The sequence below is a fragment of the Priestia sp. Y58 genome, from assembly GCF_029522095.1.
Classification (GTDB): domain Bacteria; phylum Bacillota; class Bacilli; order Bacillales; family Bacillaceae_H; genus Priestia; species Priestia megaterium_E.
The window spans coordinates 724,815-740,143 of the sequence record NZ_JAKWFL010000002.1 but is presented as its reverse complement, the minus strand read 5'-3'; the positions used below and the strand labels follow the sequence as shown (position 1 = coordinate 740,143).

Sequence of the window (15,329 nt, the reverse complement as noted above, 5' to 3'; positions counted from 1 at the left end):
TGTATTCTATATTTATAAAAGAGGGACGTGCATAGAAATGACTATGTAAATCGGCCTCTATTTTATACAAAAACGGAACTTTTACGCCAACTTTGTTAAAAATGGGCAAAATTTTTTAGGCCATTGTAAAAAATGACGTAATGGTAAAATAATATTTACTATGTGCTATTATGTAAAGAAACATGCAGAGCTGACATAATAACTTATATTTCGACAGCCTCTACTATCTTAAATCATTTCGAACAAAAGAAAAAGGGGAAATGAAGATATTTTTAATATAATTGTGAAATATTTTTAAAAATTTATGATACTTCCGGTTCTTGGAATTACAGCATGAGAAGTAAAAAAGAGACAAAATCACTTATCATATGCTGTTTAAGAGAAATTTTTCCTTTTTAATGGTAGAATATTCATGAATAATGACAAAGTAAAAGTACAAAGGAGTTAACAATGAATAGTATTCAAACCTTTTTTTCAAAGCATCCAAAATGGTCGTACACTGGAAATTTTGTTGTAACACTGGTGTGCGTAGCGTTGTTTCCATCTTTGTTTATGCCGACCGTTTCAGGAGTGCTGCTTGGATTTGTCGCAGCTACCGCTATTAATTATGCATTAGGACTTAAGTGGAAACCGCTGAGACAGCTCATAAGTACATCCAGTAAATAAAACGCTCTATAAATGTGGTAAACTAGTAAAAATGATAAAAGAGGTGTAAACATAATGACAACACCCGAGAGAAAGCTAATTCATTTAGCAACCGGTATGCCTGAGCAAATGGCATACCGCCCTGACAAAGAAATGCGCACAGGCATATGCAAGAAGCAAGTAGACGAGACCTTTTTAGCAAAAGAAGGGTTTCAAGGCGACGGCGTTGCGAATTTAAAGTATCACGGCGGACCGGATCGTGCGGTGTGCGTGTATCCGTATGAACACTACAAAAAATGGAACGAAGAATTTGATACGGAGCTGCCGATGTCTGCGTTTGGAGAAAATCTTGTCCTAGCGGGCATGGTTGAAAAAGACGTATGCATTGGAGACGTTTATCAAGTGGGGGACGCTGTTATTCAAGTGACGCAAGGTCGAAATCCATGCGACACGATTACAAAGAGAACGGGCGTTAAAGGTCTTTTAAAACGAATGATTGAGACAAGCTATACCGGCTACCTTTGCCGCGTGCTGAAAGAAGGCGCAATTACGCAAGACGCGGAAGTGAAATTAATTCAAGCTCATCCAGATCAAGTATCTGTGTGGTTCACGCTTGATTTATATTTCCATCATTCAAAAGATGTAAAAGGGATGAAGCGGGCGTTAGAAGTTTCTGAACTTGCGGAAGACTGGAAAAATAAATTTCAAACGCGTATTGAAAAGGCTCTTTCTGTCGCGCAGCGATAAAAAGTAAATGCCCTCCAATCGTTAGAACGTATCTAACGATTGGAGGGCATTTTTTTCTTAGAAGCGTCCGTATCCTAAGAAATGATCTTGATAGTAAGAAACATCTAGGTCAGCTACTGCTACGCCGTGTGAACCAGCATGAATCATTTGGCCGTTTCCGATGTAGATTCCCATGTGAGATGGGCCGCTTGTGTATGTGTTTTGGAAGAATACTAGATCTCCTGGTTGTGGAGACGAAATTTTTGTCGCCATGTTCCAGTAGTTTGCTACGCTTGTACGTGAAATGCTGTGACCGCTATGGTTGAACACGTATGCGATAAAGCCTGAGCAGTCAAATCCGCTTGGTGTGTTTCCTGCCCATTGGTAAGGTGATCCTACTAAACTACGTGCAACATTTACTGTGCTTCCAGAAGCCGTGCTTGTTGTTGGAGCAGGTGCTGGTGTGCTTGTTTCTTTTGCTGCAGATGTAGATGCAGATGCTGTAGAAGTAGAAGGAGTTGATGTGCTTACACCTTTTACTTGGCTTGTTGTACTTGGATTACCTGATGCAATTGTTACGTAGCTTGAGCTTTTTGAAATCCATTTGTTTGGTGCAATTTCAACTAAGCCGTTTGCTTCTTTTAAAATAGCAAACTCTTGGCCTTGTGTTGCAGTTCCAACGACTGGAGATGAAAAGCTAGCTCCTTGACGAATATTTAACGCACTCACGTTTACGATGACTTTTTGATTAGTAGTAGTAGTTGCTTGTTGTTGAGGTACGCTTGGCGTTACCTTTTCTTGTACGGGTGCTGGTGCAGCGCCTCCGTCATTTGCACTTGCTGAAGTTGTGCTAAATGTTAGGGCAGCGGGAACAAGTAATGCTGCTAACCCCATATTCATAACTGTACGATTTGCTTTCTTTAGCATGTTCTTTCTCCCTTTCCATAACTTGTTTTATTCACAACTGTGAGTCTATCAATCCTGACAGGAAAAGTAAACATCTAATTCCAAATTACGACATTTTGTAACATAGTTTTAATATTAAAGGGCGATATAAGTAGAATTGTCACCTTCTCTGTAATAATTCTGACAATTTATCTAGGTAGAAATGTTTAGGAGATTCATAGATTTATTAGAAAATATGTAAGCTAAATGAAAAAAGGGAGCAGAAACCCAGCAGCTGAATGGCTTCAAGGCTTTTAGGATGTATAAAAGCTATAGGCAAAAATTGATATCGCCACTAGCCATGCACTTTATTTTTTTCTAAATGAACACATTAGAGAAGAAAGATACGCTGTCATAAAAGAAACTCAGTTACTATAACTGCTATACATAAATTACATCAAAAGCATCCAGTTGAAGCGAGTAAAAAAGAAGCGTAGTATACAAGGAGGAATGAACGCGTGAATCATTTACATTCATATATGTAGGAGTGGTTGTTGTATGAAACAGTCATCATCTTTTATTAATGGAATTCTTTTAGCTGCTCTTGTACTGATTTGGGGATTAACGTGGCCGATGTCGAAGCTGGCGCTTGGCTATTCATCGCCTATTTTGTTATCTGGACTGCGGTCATTAAGTGCGTGAATCATCTTATTAGCAGTCGCACTGCCAAGAGCTAAACAGCTTCACTGGAAGCAGAACTGGCGTAAATATATGGTGTCAGGTCTATTTAATTCAATCTTATTCTACGGCCTTCAAACAATTGGACTTATGTTTATGCCAGCAGGCGTCTTCAGTGTGATTGTCTACTTGCAGCCGGTGCTCATCGGCATCATTGCATGGCTGTGGATTGGAGAAAGCATGAACGTTGTGAAGATAGGGGGCTTGCTTCTTGGTTTTGTAGGTGTAGCTACCATCAGCATGGGAGAATTATCTGCTAATGCTTCAGCCGTTGGAATTATTCTTGCTGTGCTTACGGCACTGAGCTGGGCGATTGGAACTGTCTATATCAAACGTATTAGTGACAGTGTAGATGGCATTTGGCTTATTACCATTCAAAGTCTTGTCGGCGGAGTGGTTATGACAGCGACCGGAAGCGGAGTGGAAGGATGGTCTCATATGGTGTGGAATTCATCATCTGTGCTGCTGCTTTTATTTTTAGCACTGTTTTCTGTTGCCGTTGCATGGCTCATTTATTTTTATTTAATCAGTCAAGGAGATGCCAGCAAAGTGGCGTCGTTTAATTTTCTTGTGCCCATTATTTCAATTATCATCGGCACGCTCTTTTTAAATGAACCGTTTACGTCTTCCCTTTTTGTAGGCTTGGTGCTGATTATTGTCAGTATTTATTTAGTGAATAAAAAAGCGAAGGATCATAAGTCAAAGCCCTCTGATGGAGGAGACCAGGCGGCTTAAAGCTAGCTATAAAAAAACCGTATTCGCAACCCGAATACGGTTTTTCGTTTATTCAGCGACTTCTGCTTCATTTGCTTTTAGCTTTTCATAAAAGACGCCAAGCGAAGTCGTTACATACGGAACAAGCCATAATAACCCGATGCCAAGCGTAATCAAGCTTAAAATTCCCCAGCCGATAAAGCTTAAAACGAGTAAAAAGTAGGTCCACTTGTAGCCGTTCATTAACCGTCTGCTTTCAGTAATAGACTGGTTCACCGAATAATCTGGGTTATCGCGGAATACGTAGTAAGCCTGTGAATAGGCAAGACTTTTGATGATGCCAGGAATGATTAATAAAATACTCCATAGCACGGTATAAATAATCGTTAGCAAGTAAAGTCCGAGGGTTCTAAAGTATAATCCTGCAGATGAAAATGAATCAAACACGTTTCCTACACGTACACTTTCTCCTCGCACCAGACGCAATAGTACCCAGTAGTAAGAAAAAAAGAGCGGTACGAGCAGCAGGGATACAATATTAGCTAAGGTAGACTGTGAGTATTCGGTTTCAGACCCACTTGGAAATCCGTTAACAAGAAAGTCAATAAGTCCTGGAATACCGGCAGCAATTAGATACGTAACGAACGTAAGCAGTACGGCGAATCCCCAGCGGTTTTTCAGCGCTGTGAGTGCACCTTGCTTCACTTCTTTTATTCTCATAACTTGATGTCCCCCTCTAGGTGAGTTTATACAGAGAATTTAACCTGTACATTAGTCAATATATTAGCGATTTTTAAATATATGAATGCTTGCACTAATAAGTTGGATAAAGTTTTTTAGAGACTTGAAATTTATGGAAAGTCCTTTAAAATGGAAGTATAAGGATATTTTAAGTCGGAAGGAGGGACGGAAATGACGCTTGTGTATTTGCTGATTCTGGCATTCGTCTATGTCTTTCTGGATTTTTGCCTGCGAAAAAAGCTGCATACAAAGATGACAAAAAGTTATTGGAGAAGTTTTAAAGGAAGGCGTCCGCTGTTTATCACAATTGAAATGGTGATGCTTGCTTCGTTTTTAGTGCTGATCTTTGTTATACCTCCAGCCTACACCTCCGTTTTTATGTTTCTTTTCTTGTTTCTCCTGTACGTGCTTCGAGGTTTCGAAGAATGGAAGTTTGACAGAAATCAAAAAGAGCACTATCACTCGTGGCTTGGTGCAACTTTTTTCATGTTTGCTTCGTTTTTAGTGTTGATGAGAGATATGTAAATCAGAGATAACGAAATGAACCGCTGTTGATTTCCGTGCAAGACTTCGCTTTCCGCGGTCGGTCGGTGAGCCTCCTCGTCGCGTGTGCTCCTGCGGGGTCTCACCTGTCCCGCTTTTCCCGCAGGAGTCTTCGTCTTGCCCTCCAATCAAGCACTAGAAAAACCTACATATATGAAATATGAAACAAGCCTACGTTCACTATACTCATAAAAAAACCCGAACGAATTGTATTCTCCATTAAGAATCAAGTTCGTTCGGATCTTCCTTCAATCAAACTACTTTTATACAAGCTTCTTTTTTTACGTAAAGTATTGGACAACTGTGCCTTTGTTCTTCTCTACGTTAACACTCGCATACGCGCCGTTAATAAGCGTGAGCTGAGGCGGGAGGTGGCCGCAGTCGATGTCATAGACAACTGGAATATGTAAGTCAGAGGCAAGGTCATGATATACATCTGCAGCGGTGTAGGAATCAACGGGCTTATTAGCGCTGCTTCTGCCAAATAAAATACCCGAGCAGTTATCAAACCAGCCCGCTAACTTAAGCTGAAGAAGTGAACGGCGAAGGTCAGCGGTCGTGAGTTCACAGTTGTCAAAGTACCAAATGGCCGGCTCAGCAGGAATATGTTTTTCTCGAAAAGCTTTTACGTCTCCAAAAGGAGTGCCCGCTAAATGTCTGATTACGTCAATACATCCTCCGAGCAGTCGCCCTTCGATGTGAACGTCGCTCGATCCTGTATGCTTCCAAGCGGTTTGTTCGGTTAAATGAAACACGCACGGTGACGGGTTGTCATGCTGCCATTCTTTTTGATAGCGATCAGAAGAAACTTGAACCACGCTTTCTCCTTTTTTGGTCGTCAGCACCTGCTGCCACATCGCAGTTGTTGGGTCCCAGTATTCTCCTCGCAAGTCCACAAAGTTGGTTCCATGAGCCGTTGCAATCCCGGTATTAAGTGTAATAGCCAGTAAAAGAACGCTGGTGTCAGAGTAACCAAGCACCCATTTTGTTTTCCATTTCGTAAAGTCGAGATGTTCAAGAATTTCAATCAGCAGCTCGCCTCCCCAAGGCGGGATAATGATATTAATGTTTTTATCAGTAATCATGGCTTGAAGCTCATTTGCACGTTTTTTAGGAGAAGCGGATTTTGCTTTATGCTGCGTCCAAACGGTTTCTCTTGGTATAACAGAAAAGTCTTTTTCCTTCATGCGTTCACACGATAAAGAAAACATGGAATGAAGAGCTTGAGGTACACCAGAAGAAGGTGCGGTTACGCCAATAGTGGGGTTGGATGTAAGAAAAGGATAGGTAATCATAGCGGCCTCCTTCAAAGGTTTTAGCTTATTTTACCAGCGAGAGAAATGCTGAACAAGCTTATTTTTCATTTAATTTAGAAAGATTGATAGGTTTTGTAAAAAGAATCCGTATTAATAGATGTAAAAACAAGCGGAAAGGAGCAATGTCATGGAAGATGACTGGATTGTTGCGTGTATAACGCAGAAAAAAGAAAAAGGATTAGAGCTGTTAATCGATCAGTACGGAGGATTAATTACGGCCATTGTACGTAAGCATCTAGGCACGCTGAAAAGCTATGAAGAAGAGTGTGTAAACGATGTATTGTTAGCGGTGTGGCATCATATTGATTGTTTTGATTCGAAAAAAAATACGTTCGAAAATTGGGTGGCGGCTGTTGCTAAGTACAAAGCGATTGACTATCAGCGCAAATACATAAAAACGCAGCACGAAGCGCTTAGCGAAGCGGGAGTGGGTGAAACGTCAGAAGTTCATAATGTTCAAAGGGACGACGTGGAAGAACTTTTAGGTCACTTAAGTGAAGGAGACCGCGAGCTGTTTAAAGCGTATTACTTACAGGAAGTCGAGCTGAAGCAAATTGCTGAAAAACAGCAGACCACCATCGGCAATTTATACAACCGGCTGTCGCGCGGACGAAAAAAATTAAAAGCGATTTTTAAATGAGAAATAAGGAGGGACAAAGATGAAAAATCAATACGACTTATTAAACGGATCTTCTGTAGATTTTGATGAATATGAAGAAATTGAGCTAACGGCAAGCGAGAAAAAGCGAATGAAAAAGCGCTTAAAACGTGACATAAAGCCGGCGCGAAAAAAAGCGCGTCCGCTGATTGCCGCTGCGGTGCTGCTGCTTGCTGTGACGCCTGTGATGATGCAAAACGAAACGGTATGGGCATCGGCTGTGCGAATCAGTCAGCAACTTGGTCAGCAAATCGAGCTGCTTATGAACAAACCTGAAGGCAGTTTGAGCAGTTATAAAAAAACGGTAAATGAAACGGCAACGGACCAAGGCATTCAAGTGAAAGTAAATGAACTGATGCTGGATGACGGACAGGTGCTGCTTGGTTTAACGATCAGCGCAGATGAATTTAGAAGAACTGCACTAGGACTTGACCGAGACGCGCCAATTCGACCAGGAGAGCTTCGCGTGGAAATTGGCAATATGTCGTTTTTTGATTCGGCTTCAAGTATTAGAGAGGAACCAATCAAAAACAAAGACGGAAGCTGGAACTATCTGTACGCTTTAAAACTAACGCAAGCGGACACGAACGGAGACGGGAAAATCGATGTGAAAGGCTACAGTGTGCTAGATCATATTGATCCGAATAAAAACTATCAAATCAGCGCTCAGTTCACGAGCCTTGAATTTGAAAAGAATCCTGGCCAGACGAAAAGCGGGAACTACCGGGATTCCTACGGAGAAATTAAAGGAAATTGGACGGTTCATACAAGCGTAAACGGCTCAAAAATCATTGCTGATACAAAAGTGTATCCGTTGAATAAAGAAATTCCGATTAACGAAAATGGAATAGAAGGCGTATTGTCGATCAAAGAAGTTCGCGTATCGCCTGTTTCCATTAAAATGCACTATACGTTTACAGCATCAAAAGGAAGCATCCGAGGAGGAACGGATGTCGGTGTAGACATAAAAGACCAAAATGGAAGAAATCTTTCTGAAAGCGGCAGTGGAGGAGGAACAGACAGAGTGATAGAGACGGACGGAGAGTACCGAAATGATAAAGACGTCATTATGCTTAGATTTATTCCATATGTAAGTGATCATGAAAAAGGCTGGTCAAAAGATTTAACTTCAGACGCCTTTAATTTGAAGGTAAACAACAACTAACCAAAATAAAAACCAGATGCCTGCTTAGCGTGCATCTGGTTTTGTATTAGATATCCATTTTATTTAACAAGCGAAGAAACGTCTGTAATTCTTCATCCGTAAAATGGCTAAGCTTTTCACCATATTCTTGGGTGAGTACTTTTTCCATTTCTTCTGCAAACGCTTTTCCTTTATCCGTAATGGATAAGTAGACAACGCGGCGGTCTTTTTGACTGCGTACGCGCGTGACAAATTCTCTTTCCATGAGACGGTCGCTGACGCACGTCATGCTGCTGTTTGAGATGTGCATATGCTCTGCAATCTCAGAAACGATATGATTGCCTTCTTTATACAGCAGGCGAAGCGCTAAAAATTCATTTAAAGGAATATATGATTTTAAAGTGGGGATAACCGATAGCTGCATTTTTTTCGTTTGGTTTCGCATCGTGGAAACCACATTTTGGATAAGTTGATCTCGTGTATTCATAGAGGTTGCATGCTCCTTTTTCCGTTCAAACAATTCTTTTTCTTCTATTGTACCATATTGTACATAAAGAGAAGCGGCAGGTTTTTTAGTGGGAAAAAGAGAAGTAGTACATATCTGTTGCGATAGAAAGGGGATTGAGTGATGGAAAAAGTAATTGAGTTTAAAACGACGCTGCTTCCTTTTGATGGAGCAAAGAAGCTTGTGAACGCAAATAATTCCGAAAGTGACTTATTATACAAGGAATATTATGATCTCGGAGACGGTAAGCAGATGTGTACGCTTGTGTTTGAACGCTATTTTTTCCGCACCGGCGGCAGGGGATCACTAACGATTATTTTAGAAAATGTGTCCGGTCCAAACAAAGTAAAGTGTATTCCTTCAGGAAGCGCAGAAGGAATATTAAATATTGATTGGGGAGCAAGTAAAGATTTTGTAAGATGGGTAGAAAACGCACTCTCATCGTACACGTTAGAAGAACCGCAGAGATAAAGGCAAAGCTGGAGAAGGCAATAAGCTTCTTCAGCTTTTTTTGTGAAGCGAAGGGCGAGTAGAGAAATGAAAAGATGCAAAAGCTACTGTAGAAATAAGAACTTTATGTGGACAATAAGCATTTTTTCTCTTTTTACCGGATAAATGGGTATAATATGAAATTGCAGGAAGACTTCACATTTACATAACAAAGGAGAACAACATAATGAAAAAACTCAGCATCGTATTATTCGTTTTAATGATAGCTATAGTAGGCTGTTCAAAGGCAAATGATTCACGTTCAAAAGAAGTAAAAGGAACGATTGAAGTACCGGAATCCATTCAAGCAAATGAACAAGTCAAGCTTAAAGTCCTTGTGACGCAAGGAGATAAAAAAGTGGAAAACGCCGATGACGTGCAGTTCCAAGTTGAAAAAGAAGGCTACATCAATCAAGAAATGACAAAAGCACCGCACGAAGGAAAAGGTGTATACAGCACGGACTATACGTTTAAAGAAGACGGCGAATATATGATTACCGCTCACGTTACGGTAGACGGTGACATGAAAATGTTTACGAAAAAAGTAGAGGTAGGCAAGTCTAAAGAGTAGTACCTTATATAGCCATTTAAAAAGAGAATGCCTTGTGCATTCTCTTTTTTTTTCATAAGGTCGCTTCTTCAATGTCTTTTACCGTTGACACAAAATGGTTTAATTTTTTAATCATTTCGTTTCTTCCTAGACAGCAAACCAAACGTTAGGAAACTTATGTTAAAATTAGGATAATAATAGTAATCTTGTTCAACTGACTAGGAAGTAAAGTTGAACAAGCCCTTTTTTTCCAAAAAAAGAATATTCTCTTTCCTTAGGGAATTAACAATTGGGGAGGAAAAGAATGAATCATTTTCTGAATCAAATTGCCAAGGACTTAACTAATACGAACGTAGAAAGGTATTGGCCAAATTTTGAACTTATTGCCTATGCATTGTACGACGAAAACAGTGTATTCCTGTTCAATCATCCTAGGTATAATAACATTCCTCCTAAATCATATGAAATTTTAAAACGGGACGAGCAGTTTGTGGGAAATACGCTTATTCTATTTGATGGCTATCCTACTGCTATTGCTGATATGGAACTGTACGATGACTATGAAGGACTTTTTTCGATATTGGTTCATGAATTATTCCACGGAAATCAATATGTAAAAGGGGAAAAACGCTTTCCTGATGAAACGCTGGGAATAACCTATCCCTTAACAAAAGAGAATATAGAAATTCGAAATCGGGAAAGAAAAAATCTTTATAATGCATTGTTAGAAACTGATATCAGTAAAAAGAAGCAGTATTTGAACGAGTTTATCAGCCTAAGGGAAAAAAGGTCAGAAGGAATAAAAGAGCATCTAACATATGAAAATTTAATTAAATCTGTTGAAGGACCTGCGTGGTACGTTGAACTAAAGGCTTTTTCAGAAAAATCTTCGCTCCCTACTGAGTTGGTGTTAAAAAGATATGGGAAAAATCTAATGGACGTGCTGGAATCCACTTCTAATATAAGGCGGAGTTGTTATAGTTCAGGTTTATTTACGTGTTTGCTGCTGGATGAATTGTCACCTGATTGGAAAGAAAGTTTTTTGGGGACTAAAACAACACTATTTGAGTTAATTAAACTTCTTGATATTGCCCCTCGAAAACAGGCAATTGAAGAGATTCAAATAAGCCCGGAAACAGAAGCAGCAGTAAATTTTGCGGTTGAGTCAAGGAAGAAAGAACTTGAAGAATTCGAAGCACAGATAGGAACCCATCTTTTTATCGCAGGAGAAATAATTGCTTTATCTTTTGATCCGATGAATATTGTCCCTTTTGAAGGCAGGTTATTACATAAAAATTATATAAAAGTAAAGATAAATAACCAAGAATATCTTGTCCAACACCCATCTCTTACCTATTGTAAGGATGGGTTAAAAAAGATAAATAAATTACTCATCGTATTAAAGGATAAACCATTGGAAGCTGGTGATTCCCTTTTAATCGCCGGTATTGGAGAAATAAAGGGGCGGTATACAATACAGGAAGATACGATCAATTTGGTAGTTAAGTAGATGCGTTAAAAATTTAAATACATATATGAATGGAGATGCTCGTATGTCTATGGGGATACTTTCTTTAATCACTTTTGTTATCTGGTTTGTAGCCATTCAAGAGTTTTTAAAACCTGAAAAAAATCAGAGTAACCGAAAGATAATGATGTTAACATCCGCAGGCTCCTTGCTGACGTTAGTTTTGACCATTTCACTTTTTCAAACGCTATAAAAATACTTCTAAAAGCGGTTTTTCCTAGGCTATAAGAAGCGGAATAGGGCTCACCTTTCTTTTTTGCTCCGCTTATTCTGCAGAAAAAAAGAAAAAGAAGCATGTGAACTGATGGTTCGCAGGCTTCTTTTTTCATGTTTTTTTGTACGACGATCTTATTTATAAACGCTGGATGGAATTTTAAACGTATGAATGCCGTTAGAATACGGGCCGTACTCATACTCACCAAATATAATGGCAATTCCACCACTTGTGTAGTAAAACTGATCTTCTTTTAAGTTTACAGACTTAAATTCATTAACCCAGAATTGAGCACCTTTTTTATTACGAGCGATCATTTCATTGCGAATATAGTTATTAACTTTATTTAACTTAGTGTTATTGTTAATAATATCCTTTAAGTTGATTTGTCGAGCTTTTAACAAATCGTAGTTATAAGTATCAATCCAAGTGTTGCCGTGAGCGCCGCCAGCGTACGCATCATTCGTAATAGCAACACTTAAAATATTATCTTGGTTGTAAGGTACAGAGTATGTCATATTACGAGAATAAGGACCTGGTGCCCAACCGTTTTTGCGGTCTTCCTTCTCTTGTTCTTTTAGTTCGTTATGTTCTTTTTGTGCTTCCTTAGCAATGTTTAAAAATTTTCGATTATAGCTAGCCTCAAATGGTTTATTGATAAGGCCGGATACCTGCGGATAGCTAATGTTGCTTGCTAAAGATTTCTTCGTAACCGTTACTCCTAATGCTTGAATTTTGTCACTAGGCGCTTTTTCATACTTAATACTTGATGACTTTTGAGCATAGGTACCCTTTGATACCCCATACAGACCACCAAATTTGCTGGACTCAGAATACACGCGGAATACTTGCCCTTTTGTCACTTTTCTAGCTGCTACTAACTTGTTGTTTTTAAGGTTGTAAAGATTCGTGTTCTTTAAAACGGTAACGCGTCCTATTTGCCCTTTAACCAGTTCCTGATTGCCCCACACGACTTTTGCTTCTGCAACTGTTTGCGGAGCAAGCGGTGAGAATAACAAAGCCAAACCTAAAACAACTGCGCTAACCCTTTTGAACCTTTTCATAAAAGCCCCCTAAAGTGATTTTTGTAGGTTTTAAAACTAATCAATACTTTATTTTCAAAAAAACCCATTCACTAGTATAGCATATTTTTACAGTTTTTCACTTTTATCAATTCGTTTTTACTAAATTATTTTTCGACTTGATTCCTCTTATTAAATGATTAAATAAAATAGATCGGCGCACTTTATGCCTTCAGTAGAAATAAGAAAAAACACAGTATTTTATCCTAGACTAAAAAAGTTTCCTGTGGTAAACTTTCGGTATCATGACAAGTGAAAACTGAAAATTTTAAATAAATGATGCTGACATGTTCATTTTTCTGCACCAGCAGAATACCCTATTAAAAATCAACGAGCATATTTTTTTACCTTAAAAGTTGGTCTGATGAAAAAAACATAACCTTAGGTAAAAAATGAGAAGGGACGAAAAATAGATGGCTAGTGTAAATAATTATCCATTGTCTACATTTACGACAGGTGAAACGGTACAGCTAGAGCGAATCGAAATCGAAGGTGCCTTAAAGCGACGCTTGTTAGATTTAGGATTTATTCCAGGAGCAATTATCAAAGTGCTTCAAAAAAGCCCGTTAGGAGATCCTGTTGCTTATCAAGTCAGTCATACAACGATTGGTCTCAGAAAAGAAGAAAGCTCAAAAATTTATGTAAAAAAAGTAGGTGACGACGATGAGTAAGTATCGTATTGCATTAGCGGGAAATCCGAACACAGGAAAAAGTACGTTATTTAATGGATTAACCGGTCTTAAGCAGCATACGGGAAACTGGACGGGAAAAACCGTGGCCAAAGCAGAAGGGACGTTTGAACATCACCAGCAGCTCTACACAATCGTCGATCTGCCTGGAACGTATTCACTTTATTCAAACTCGGCGGATGAAGAAGTAGCGCGTGACTATATTTTATTTGAAAGACCTGACGTGACGGTTGTTGTGGTCGATGCAACGGCGATGGAACGAAATCTTAATCTAGCGCTGCAAGTGATGGAAATGACGGAAAACGTCGTGATTTGCGTGAACTTAATGGATGAAGCAAAGAAAAAAGGAATTGTAATTAACGAAAAAAAGCTCGCTGAATCGTTAGGCGTACCGGTTGTGCCTATATCAGCTCGCAATAAAAAAGGGATTACAAATTTGCTAGATGCGATTGAAGGAGTCGTGCGAGGGCAAGTAAAGCTTAATCCTTACCAGGTGCAGTACACAAAAGAAATTGAAGCGTCACTAAAGGAGCTAGAACCTCAAGTCGCTTCTATTGTGGGAAATCAATTTCCTCTGCGCTGGATTGCTTTACGGGTTCTTGATGGAGACACGTCATTTTTAGAAACGATTCAGCAACGTCAGCAAGACATCAGTCATACAGAAAGGAGGAACAGCGCATATGGGAAATCCGTTAACTCCTGAAAACTCATTAGCAATGGAACAATTAACGCGCTATGCGCAGCAGGAAAAAGAAAAAGATCATCGTTCAAATATGGTCGCAAGTATTTATCAGTCTTCACAGCAAATATGTAAAAAATCAGTTGTGTACCAAGACCGCTCAAAGCTTCAGCGCACAGAAAAGTTAGATAAAGTCTTTACCTCGCCAATTTGGGGATTTCCAATTATGCTTGGCATTTTATCGGTCATCTTTTATATCACCATAGCCGGCGCAAACGTTCCTTCTGGGTTAATCGCACAAGGATTTGGCTGGGCGGAAGGGTATTTAACAGCTTTCTTTCAAGCGATGCATGCGCCGGAATGGCTGCACGGAATTCTTGTACTAGGACTGTTTCGCGGTACCGGATGGGTCATTAGCGTGATGCTGCCTCCAATGGCCATCTTTTTCCCGGTGTTTGCCCTTTTAGAAAACTACGGCTACTTGCCTCGCGTAGCGTTTAATATGGATCGTCTGTTCAAACGAGCAGGCGCACACGGCAAGCAGTCACTGACGATGGCGATGGGATTTGGATGTAACGCCGCAGCGATTATGTCGACGCGTATTATTGAATCGCCGCGTGAACGTATGATGGCGATTTTAACAAATAACTTTGTTCCGTGTAACGGCAGATGGCCTACGCTGATTTTGTTAGCTTCTTTATTTATGGCAACAGGCTTTACAGGAAGCGCTAAAACTTTCGTAACGGCGCTTGTGGTAGTCGGAACGGTGTTATTTGGAATTGTTGTGACGCTGTTCGTATCATGGGCACTGTCTAAAACGGCGCTGCGCGGAGTACCAACACACTATACGCTAGAGCTCCCGCCTTACCGTAAGCCAAAATTTGTAGATACAATTGTGCGTGCGACGCTGGATAAATCGCTGTTTGTGTTAAAACGCGCAATTATTGTTGCAGCACCCGCAGCGGTGTTAACGTGGGTATTGGCTAATATCTATATCGGTGACACAAGTATTTTAATGCACTTCGTTCAGTTTCTTGATCCGTTCGCTAAGTCGCTGGGGCTAGACGGGTATATACTAGCTGCTTTTATCATTGGCTTGCCAGCTAATGAAATTGTTGTACCAGTTCTACTGATGGCGTATTTATCAACGGGTTCATTAATTGAAATTGAAGATGCGACTCGACTGAAACAAATTTTCCTTGATCACCACTGGACGTGGCTAACGGCTCTTAATATGATGCTGTTTTCGCTCCTGCATTTTCCATGCGGAACGACGCTTGTGAATATTTATAAAGAAACCAAAAATGTCAAGTGGACGTTTCTTGCTTTTGCGATTCCAACAGTGATTGCGATTGGGGTTACGTTTGCGGTTGCTCAAGTGGTAAAAGCATTCAATCTTATTTAAATATGATATAAAAGTGCAGGGCTTTGCAAAAAGCCCTGTATTTTTTATGAGTAGTCAATGAGATAAAGAGTATGATAG

The 15,329-nt window shown here is 39.8% G+C and carries 20 protein-coding genes; 14 read left to right on the top strand and 6 right to left on the bottom strand.

Translation table 11 applies throughout. The features are described 5' to 3' along the window. The first annotated feature begins 450 nt into the window (after positions 1–450). Positions 451–666, top strand: coding sequence for a hypothetical protein (locus tag MMB68_RS09925; RefSeq protein WP_277548751.1), 216 nt, complete (start codon positions 451–453; stop codon positions 664–666). Positions 667–720: 54 nt separating this feature from the next. Further along, positions 721–1,392: an MOSC domain-containing protein gene (locus MMB68_RS09920; protein WP_277548749.1), complete on the top strand. Its 672-nt coding sequence runs from the start codon at positions 721–723 to the stop codon at positions 1,390–1,392. Positions 1,393–1,449: 57 nt separating this feature from the next. Here MMB68_RS09920 and MMB68_RS09915 read toward each other — a convergent pair whose 3' ends face one another. Continuing rightward, entirely contained in the window at positions 1,450–2,298 is an 849-nt protein-coding gene (locus MMB68_RS09915) for a C40 family peptidase (protein WP_277548747.1), read from the bottom strand. A 516-nt stretch (positions 2,299–2,814) separates the two neighbouring features. Between MMB68_RS09915 and MMB68_RS27475 the strand changes: the two genes are divergently transcribed. After that, positions 2,815–2,958 carry a hypothetical protein gene (locus tag MMB68_RS27475; protein ID WP_346780473.1) on the top strand — a complete coding sequence of 48 codons (144 nt, stop codon included), beginning with the start codon at positions 2,815–2,817 and terminating at the stop codon, positions 2,956–2,958. Next, positions 2,959–3,729 carry a DMT family transporter gene (locus tag MMB68_RS09910; protein ID WP_346780475.1) on the top strand — a complete coding sequence of 257 codons (771 nt, stop codon included), beginning with the start codon at positions 2,959–2,961 and terminating at the stop codon, positions 3,727–3,729. Positions 3,730–3,777: 48 nt separating this feature from the next. Here MMB68_RS09910 and MMB68_RS09905 read toward each other — a convergent pair whose 3' ends face one another. Next, the gene (locus MMB68_RS09905) at positions 3,778–4,428 is read right to left on the bottom strand and encodes a DUF975 family protein (RefSeq protein ID WP_277548745.1); all 651 of its coding nucleotides are present in this window, start codon (positions 4,426–4,428) and stop codon (positions 3,778–3,780) included. A gap of 192 nt (positions 4,429–4,620) precedes the next feature. Here MMB68_RS09905 and MMB68_RS09900 point away from each other — a divergent pair, with 192 nt between their 5' ends. Then, the gene (locus MMB68_RS09900; RefSeq protein ID WP_277548742.1) at positions 4,621–4,974 is read left to right on the top strand and encodes a DUF4181 domain-containing protein; all 354 of its coding nucleotides are present in this window, start codon (positions 4,621–4,623) and stop codon (positions 4,972–4,974) included. On the opposite strand, the gene MMB68_RS09895 is transcribed toward MMB68_RS09900, so the two are convergent. Together MMB68_RS09895 and MMB68_RS09890 are read right to left on the bottom strand one after the other, a co-directional pair. Beyond that, complete coding sequence (locus tag MMB68_RS09895) at positions 4,951–5,124, bottom strand: hypothetical protein (protein ID WP_264408225.1); 174 nt, start codon at positions 5,122–5,124, stop codon at positions 4,951–4,953. The two genes, MMB68_RS09900 and MMB68_RS09895, sit on opposite strands and share 24 nt — an antisense overlap. A gap of 149 nt (positions 5,125–5,273) precedes the next feature. Further along, positions 5,274–6,287: a S66 family peptidase gene (locus MMB68_RS09890; RefSeq protein WP_277548740.1), complete on the bottom strand. Its 1,014-nt coding sequence runs from the start codon at positions 6,285–6,287 to the stop codon at positions 5,274–5,276. Between the two features lie 148 nt (positions 6,288–6,435). Between MMB68_RS09890 and MMB68_RS09885 the strand changes: the two genes are divergently transcribed. Further along, positions 6,436–6,948 carry a sigma-70 family RNA polymerase sigma factor gene (locus MMB68_RS09885; protein WP_277548738.1) on the top strand — a complete coding sequence of 171 codons (513 nt, stop codon included), beginning with the start codon at positions 6,436–6,438 and terminating at the stop codon, positions 6,946–6,948. A gap of 19 nt (positions 6,949–6,967) precedes the next feature. Continuing rightward, a complete protein-coding gene (locus MMB68_RS09880) occupies positions 6,968–8,131 on the top strand; it encodes a DUF4179 domain-containing protein (protein ID WP_277548737.1) in 1,164 nt (387 codons plus the stop codon). Between the two features lie 46 nt (positions 8,132–8,177). Here MMB68_RS09880 and MMB68_RS09875 read toward each other — a convergent pair whose 3' ends face one another. Continuing rightward, positions 8,178–8,597 carry a MarR family winged helix-turn-helix transcriptional regulator gene (locus MMB68_RS09875; RefSeq protein ID WP_154990043.1) on the bottom strand — a complete coding sequence of 140 codons (420 nt, stop codon included), beginning with the start codon at positions 8,595–8,597 and terminating at the stop codon, positions 8,178–8,180. Between the two features lie 141 nt (positions 8,598–8,738). Here MMB68_RS09875 and MMB68_RS09870 point away from each other — a divergent pair, with 141 nt between their 5' ends. From MMB68_RS09870 to MMB68_RS09855, 4 genes are all read left to right on the top strand, one after another. After that, entirely contained in the window at positions 8,739–9,086 is a 348-nt protein-coding gene (locus tag MMB68_RS09870) for a DUF6054 family protein (RefSeq protein WP_028409537.1), read from the top strand. A 205-nt stretch (positions 9,087–9,291) separates the two neighbouring features. After that, on the top strand, positions 9,292–9,675 hold the full coding sequence (locus MMB68_RS09865) for a FixH family protein (protein WP_028414740.1): 384 nt from the start codon (positions 9,292–9,294) through the stop codon (positions 9,673–9,675). 283 nt (positions 9,676–9,958) lie between these two features. After that, positions 9,959–11,164 carry a hypothetical protein gene (locus tag MMB68_RS09860; RefSeq protein WP_277548735.1) on the top strand — a complete coding sequence of 402 codons (1,206 nt, stop codon included), beginning with the start codon at positions 9,959–9,961 and terminating at the stop codon, positions 11,162–11,164. A 43-nt stretch (positions 11,165–11,207) separates the two neighbouring features. Further along, on the top strand, positions 11,208–11,375 hold the full coding sequence (locus MMB68_RS09855; protein WP_013058248.1) for a hypothetical protein: 168 nt from the start codon (positions 11,208–11,210) through the stop codon (positions 11,373–11,375). Between the two features lie 155 nt (positions 11,376–11,530). Here the strand turns inward: MMB68_RS09855 and MMB68_RS09850 are convergent, their stop codons facing one another. Continuing rightward, on the bottom strand, positions 11,531–12,460 hold the full coding sequence (locus tag MMB68_RS09850; protein WP_277548733.1) for a DUF3298 and DUF4163 domain-containing protein: 930 nt from the start codon (positions 12,458–12,460) through the stop codon (positions 11,531–11,533). Positions 12,461–12,891: 431 nt separating this feature from the next. On the opposite strand from MMB68_RS09850, the gene MMB68_RS09845 reads away from it, so the two are divergent. Genes MMB68_RS09845 through MMB68_RS09835 form a run of 3 tightly spaced genes read left to right on the top strand, consistent with a single transcriptional unit; the run spans position 12,892 to position 15,251 of the window. Next, positions 12,892–13,149, top strand: coding sequence for a FeoA family protein (locus tag MMB68_RS09845; protein ID WP_013084241.1), 258 nt, complete (start codon positions 12,892–12,894; stop codon positions 13,147–13,149). Continuing rightward, positions 13,142–13,870, top strand: a complete 729-nt coding sequence (locus tag MMB68_RS09840) for a FeoB small GTPase domain-containing protein (RefSeq protein ID WP_277447438.1) — start codon at positions 13,142–13,144, stop codon at positions 13,868–13,870. Before MMB68_RS09845 ends, MMB68_RS09840 begins: the two co-directional genes overlap by 8 nt. A 13-nt stretch (positions 13,871–13,883) precedes the next feature. Next, positions 13,884–15,251: a nucleoside recognition domain-containing protein gene (locus MMB68_RS09835; RefSeq protein WP_481861940.1), complete on the top strand. Its 1,368-nt coding sequence runs from the start codon at positions 13,884–13,886 to the stop codon at positions 15,249–15,251. The last annotated feature ends 78 nt before the right edge of the window (positions 15,252–15,329 follow it).

Coding starts and splice junctions, on each gene's coding strand:
- MMB68_RS09925 (WP_277548751.1), top strand. CDS start 451: ATGAATAGTATTCAAACCTTTTTTTCAAAGCATCCAAAATGGTCGTAC.
- MMB68_RS09920 (WP_277548749.1), top strand. CDS start 721: ATGACAACACCCGAGAGAAAGCTAATTCATTTAGCAACCGGTATGCCT.
- MMB68_RS09915 (WP_277548747.1), bottom strand. CDS start 2,298: ATGCTAAAGAAAGCAAATCGTACAGTTATGAATATGGGGTTAGCAGCA.
- MMB68_RS27475 (WP_346780473.1), top strand. CDS start 2,815: ATGAAACAGTCATCATCTTTTATTAATGGAATTCTTTTAGCTGCTCTT.
- MMB68_RS09905 (WP_277548745.1), bottom strand. CDS start 4,428: ATGAGAATAAAAGAAGTGAAGCAAGGTGCACTCACAGCGCTGAAAAAC.
- MMB68_RS09900 (WP_277548742.1), top strand. CDS start 4,621: ATGACGCTTGTGTATTTGCTGATTCTGGCATTCGTCTATGTCTTTCTG.
- MMB68_RS09890 (WP_277548740.1), bottom strand. CDS start 6,287: ATGATTACCTATCCTTTTCTTACATCCAACCCCACTATTGGCGTAACC.
- MMB68_RS09885 (WP_277548738.1), top strand. CDS start 6,436: ATGGAAGATGACTGGATTGTTGCGTGTATAACGCAGAAAAAAGAAAAA.
- MMB68_RS09880 (WP_277548737.1), top strand. CDS start 6,968: ATGAAAAATCAATACGACTTATTAAACGGATCTTCTGTAGATTTTGAT.
- MMB68_RS09875 (WP_154990043.1), bottom strand. CDS start 8,597: ATGAATACACGAGATCAACTTATCCAAAATGTGGTTTCCACGATGCGA.
- MMB68_RS09870 (WP_028409537.1), top strand. CDS start 8,739: ATGGAAAAAGTAATTGAGTTTAAAACGACGCTGCTTCCTTTTGATGGA.
- MMB68_RS09865 (WP_028414740.1), top strand. CDS start 9,292: ATGAAAAAACTCAGCATCGTATTATTCGTTTTAATGATAGCTATAGTA.
- MMB68_RS09860 (WP_277548735.1), top strand. CDS start 9,959: ATGAATCATTTTCTGAATCAAATTGCCAAGGACTTAACTAATACGAAC.
- MMB68_RS09855 (WP_013058248.1), top strand. CDS start 11,208: ATGTCTATGGGGATACTTTCTTTAATCACTTTTGTTATCTGGTTTGTA.
- MMB68_RS09850 (WP_277548733.1), bottom strand. CDS start 12,460: ATGAAAAGGTTCAAAAGGGTTAGCGCAGTTGTTTTAGGTTTGGCTTTG.
- MMB68_RS09845 (WP_013084241.1), top strand. CDS start 12,892: ATGGCTAGTGTAAATAATTATCCATTGTCTACATTTACGACAGGTGAA.
- MMB68_RS09840 (WP_277447438.1), top strand. CDS start 13,142: ATGAGTAAGTATCGTATTGCATTAGCGGGAAATCCGAACACAGGAAAA.
- MMB68_RS09835 (WP_481861940.1), top strand. CDS start 13,884: ATGGAACAATTAACGCGCTATGCGCAGCAGGAAAAAGAAAAAGATCAT.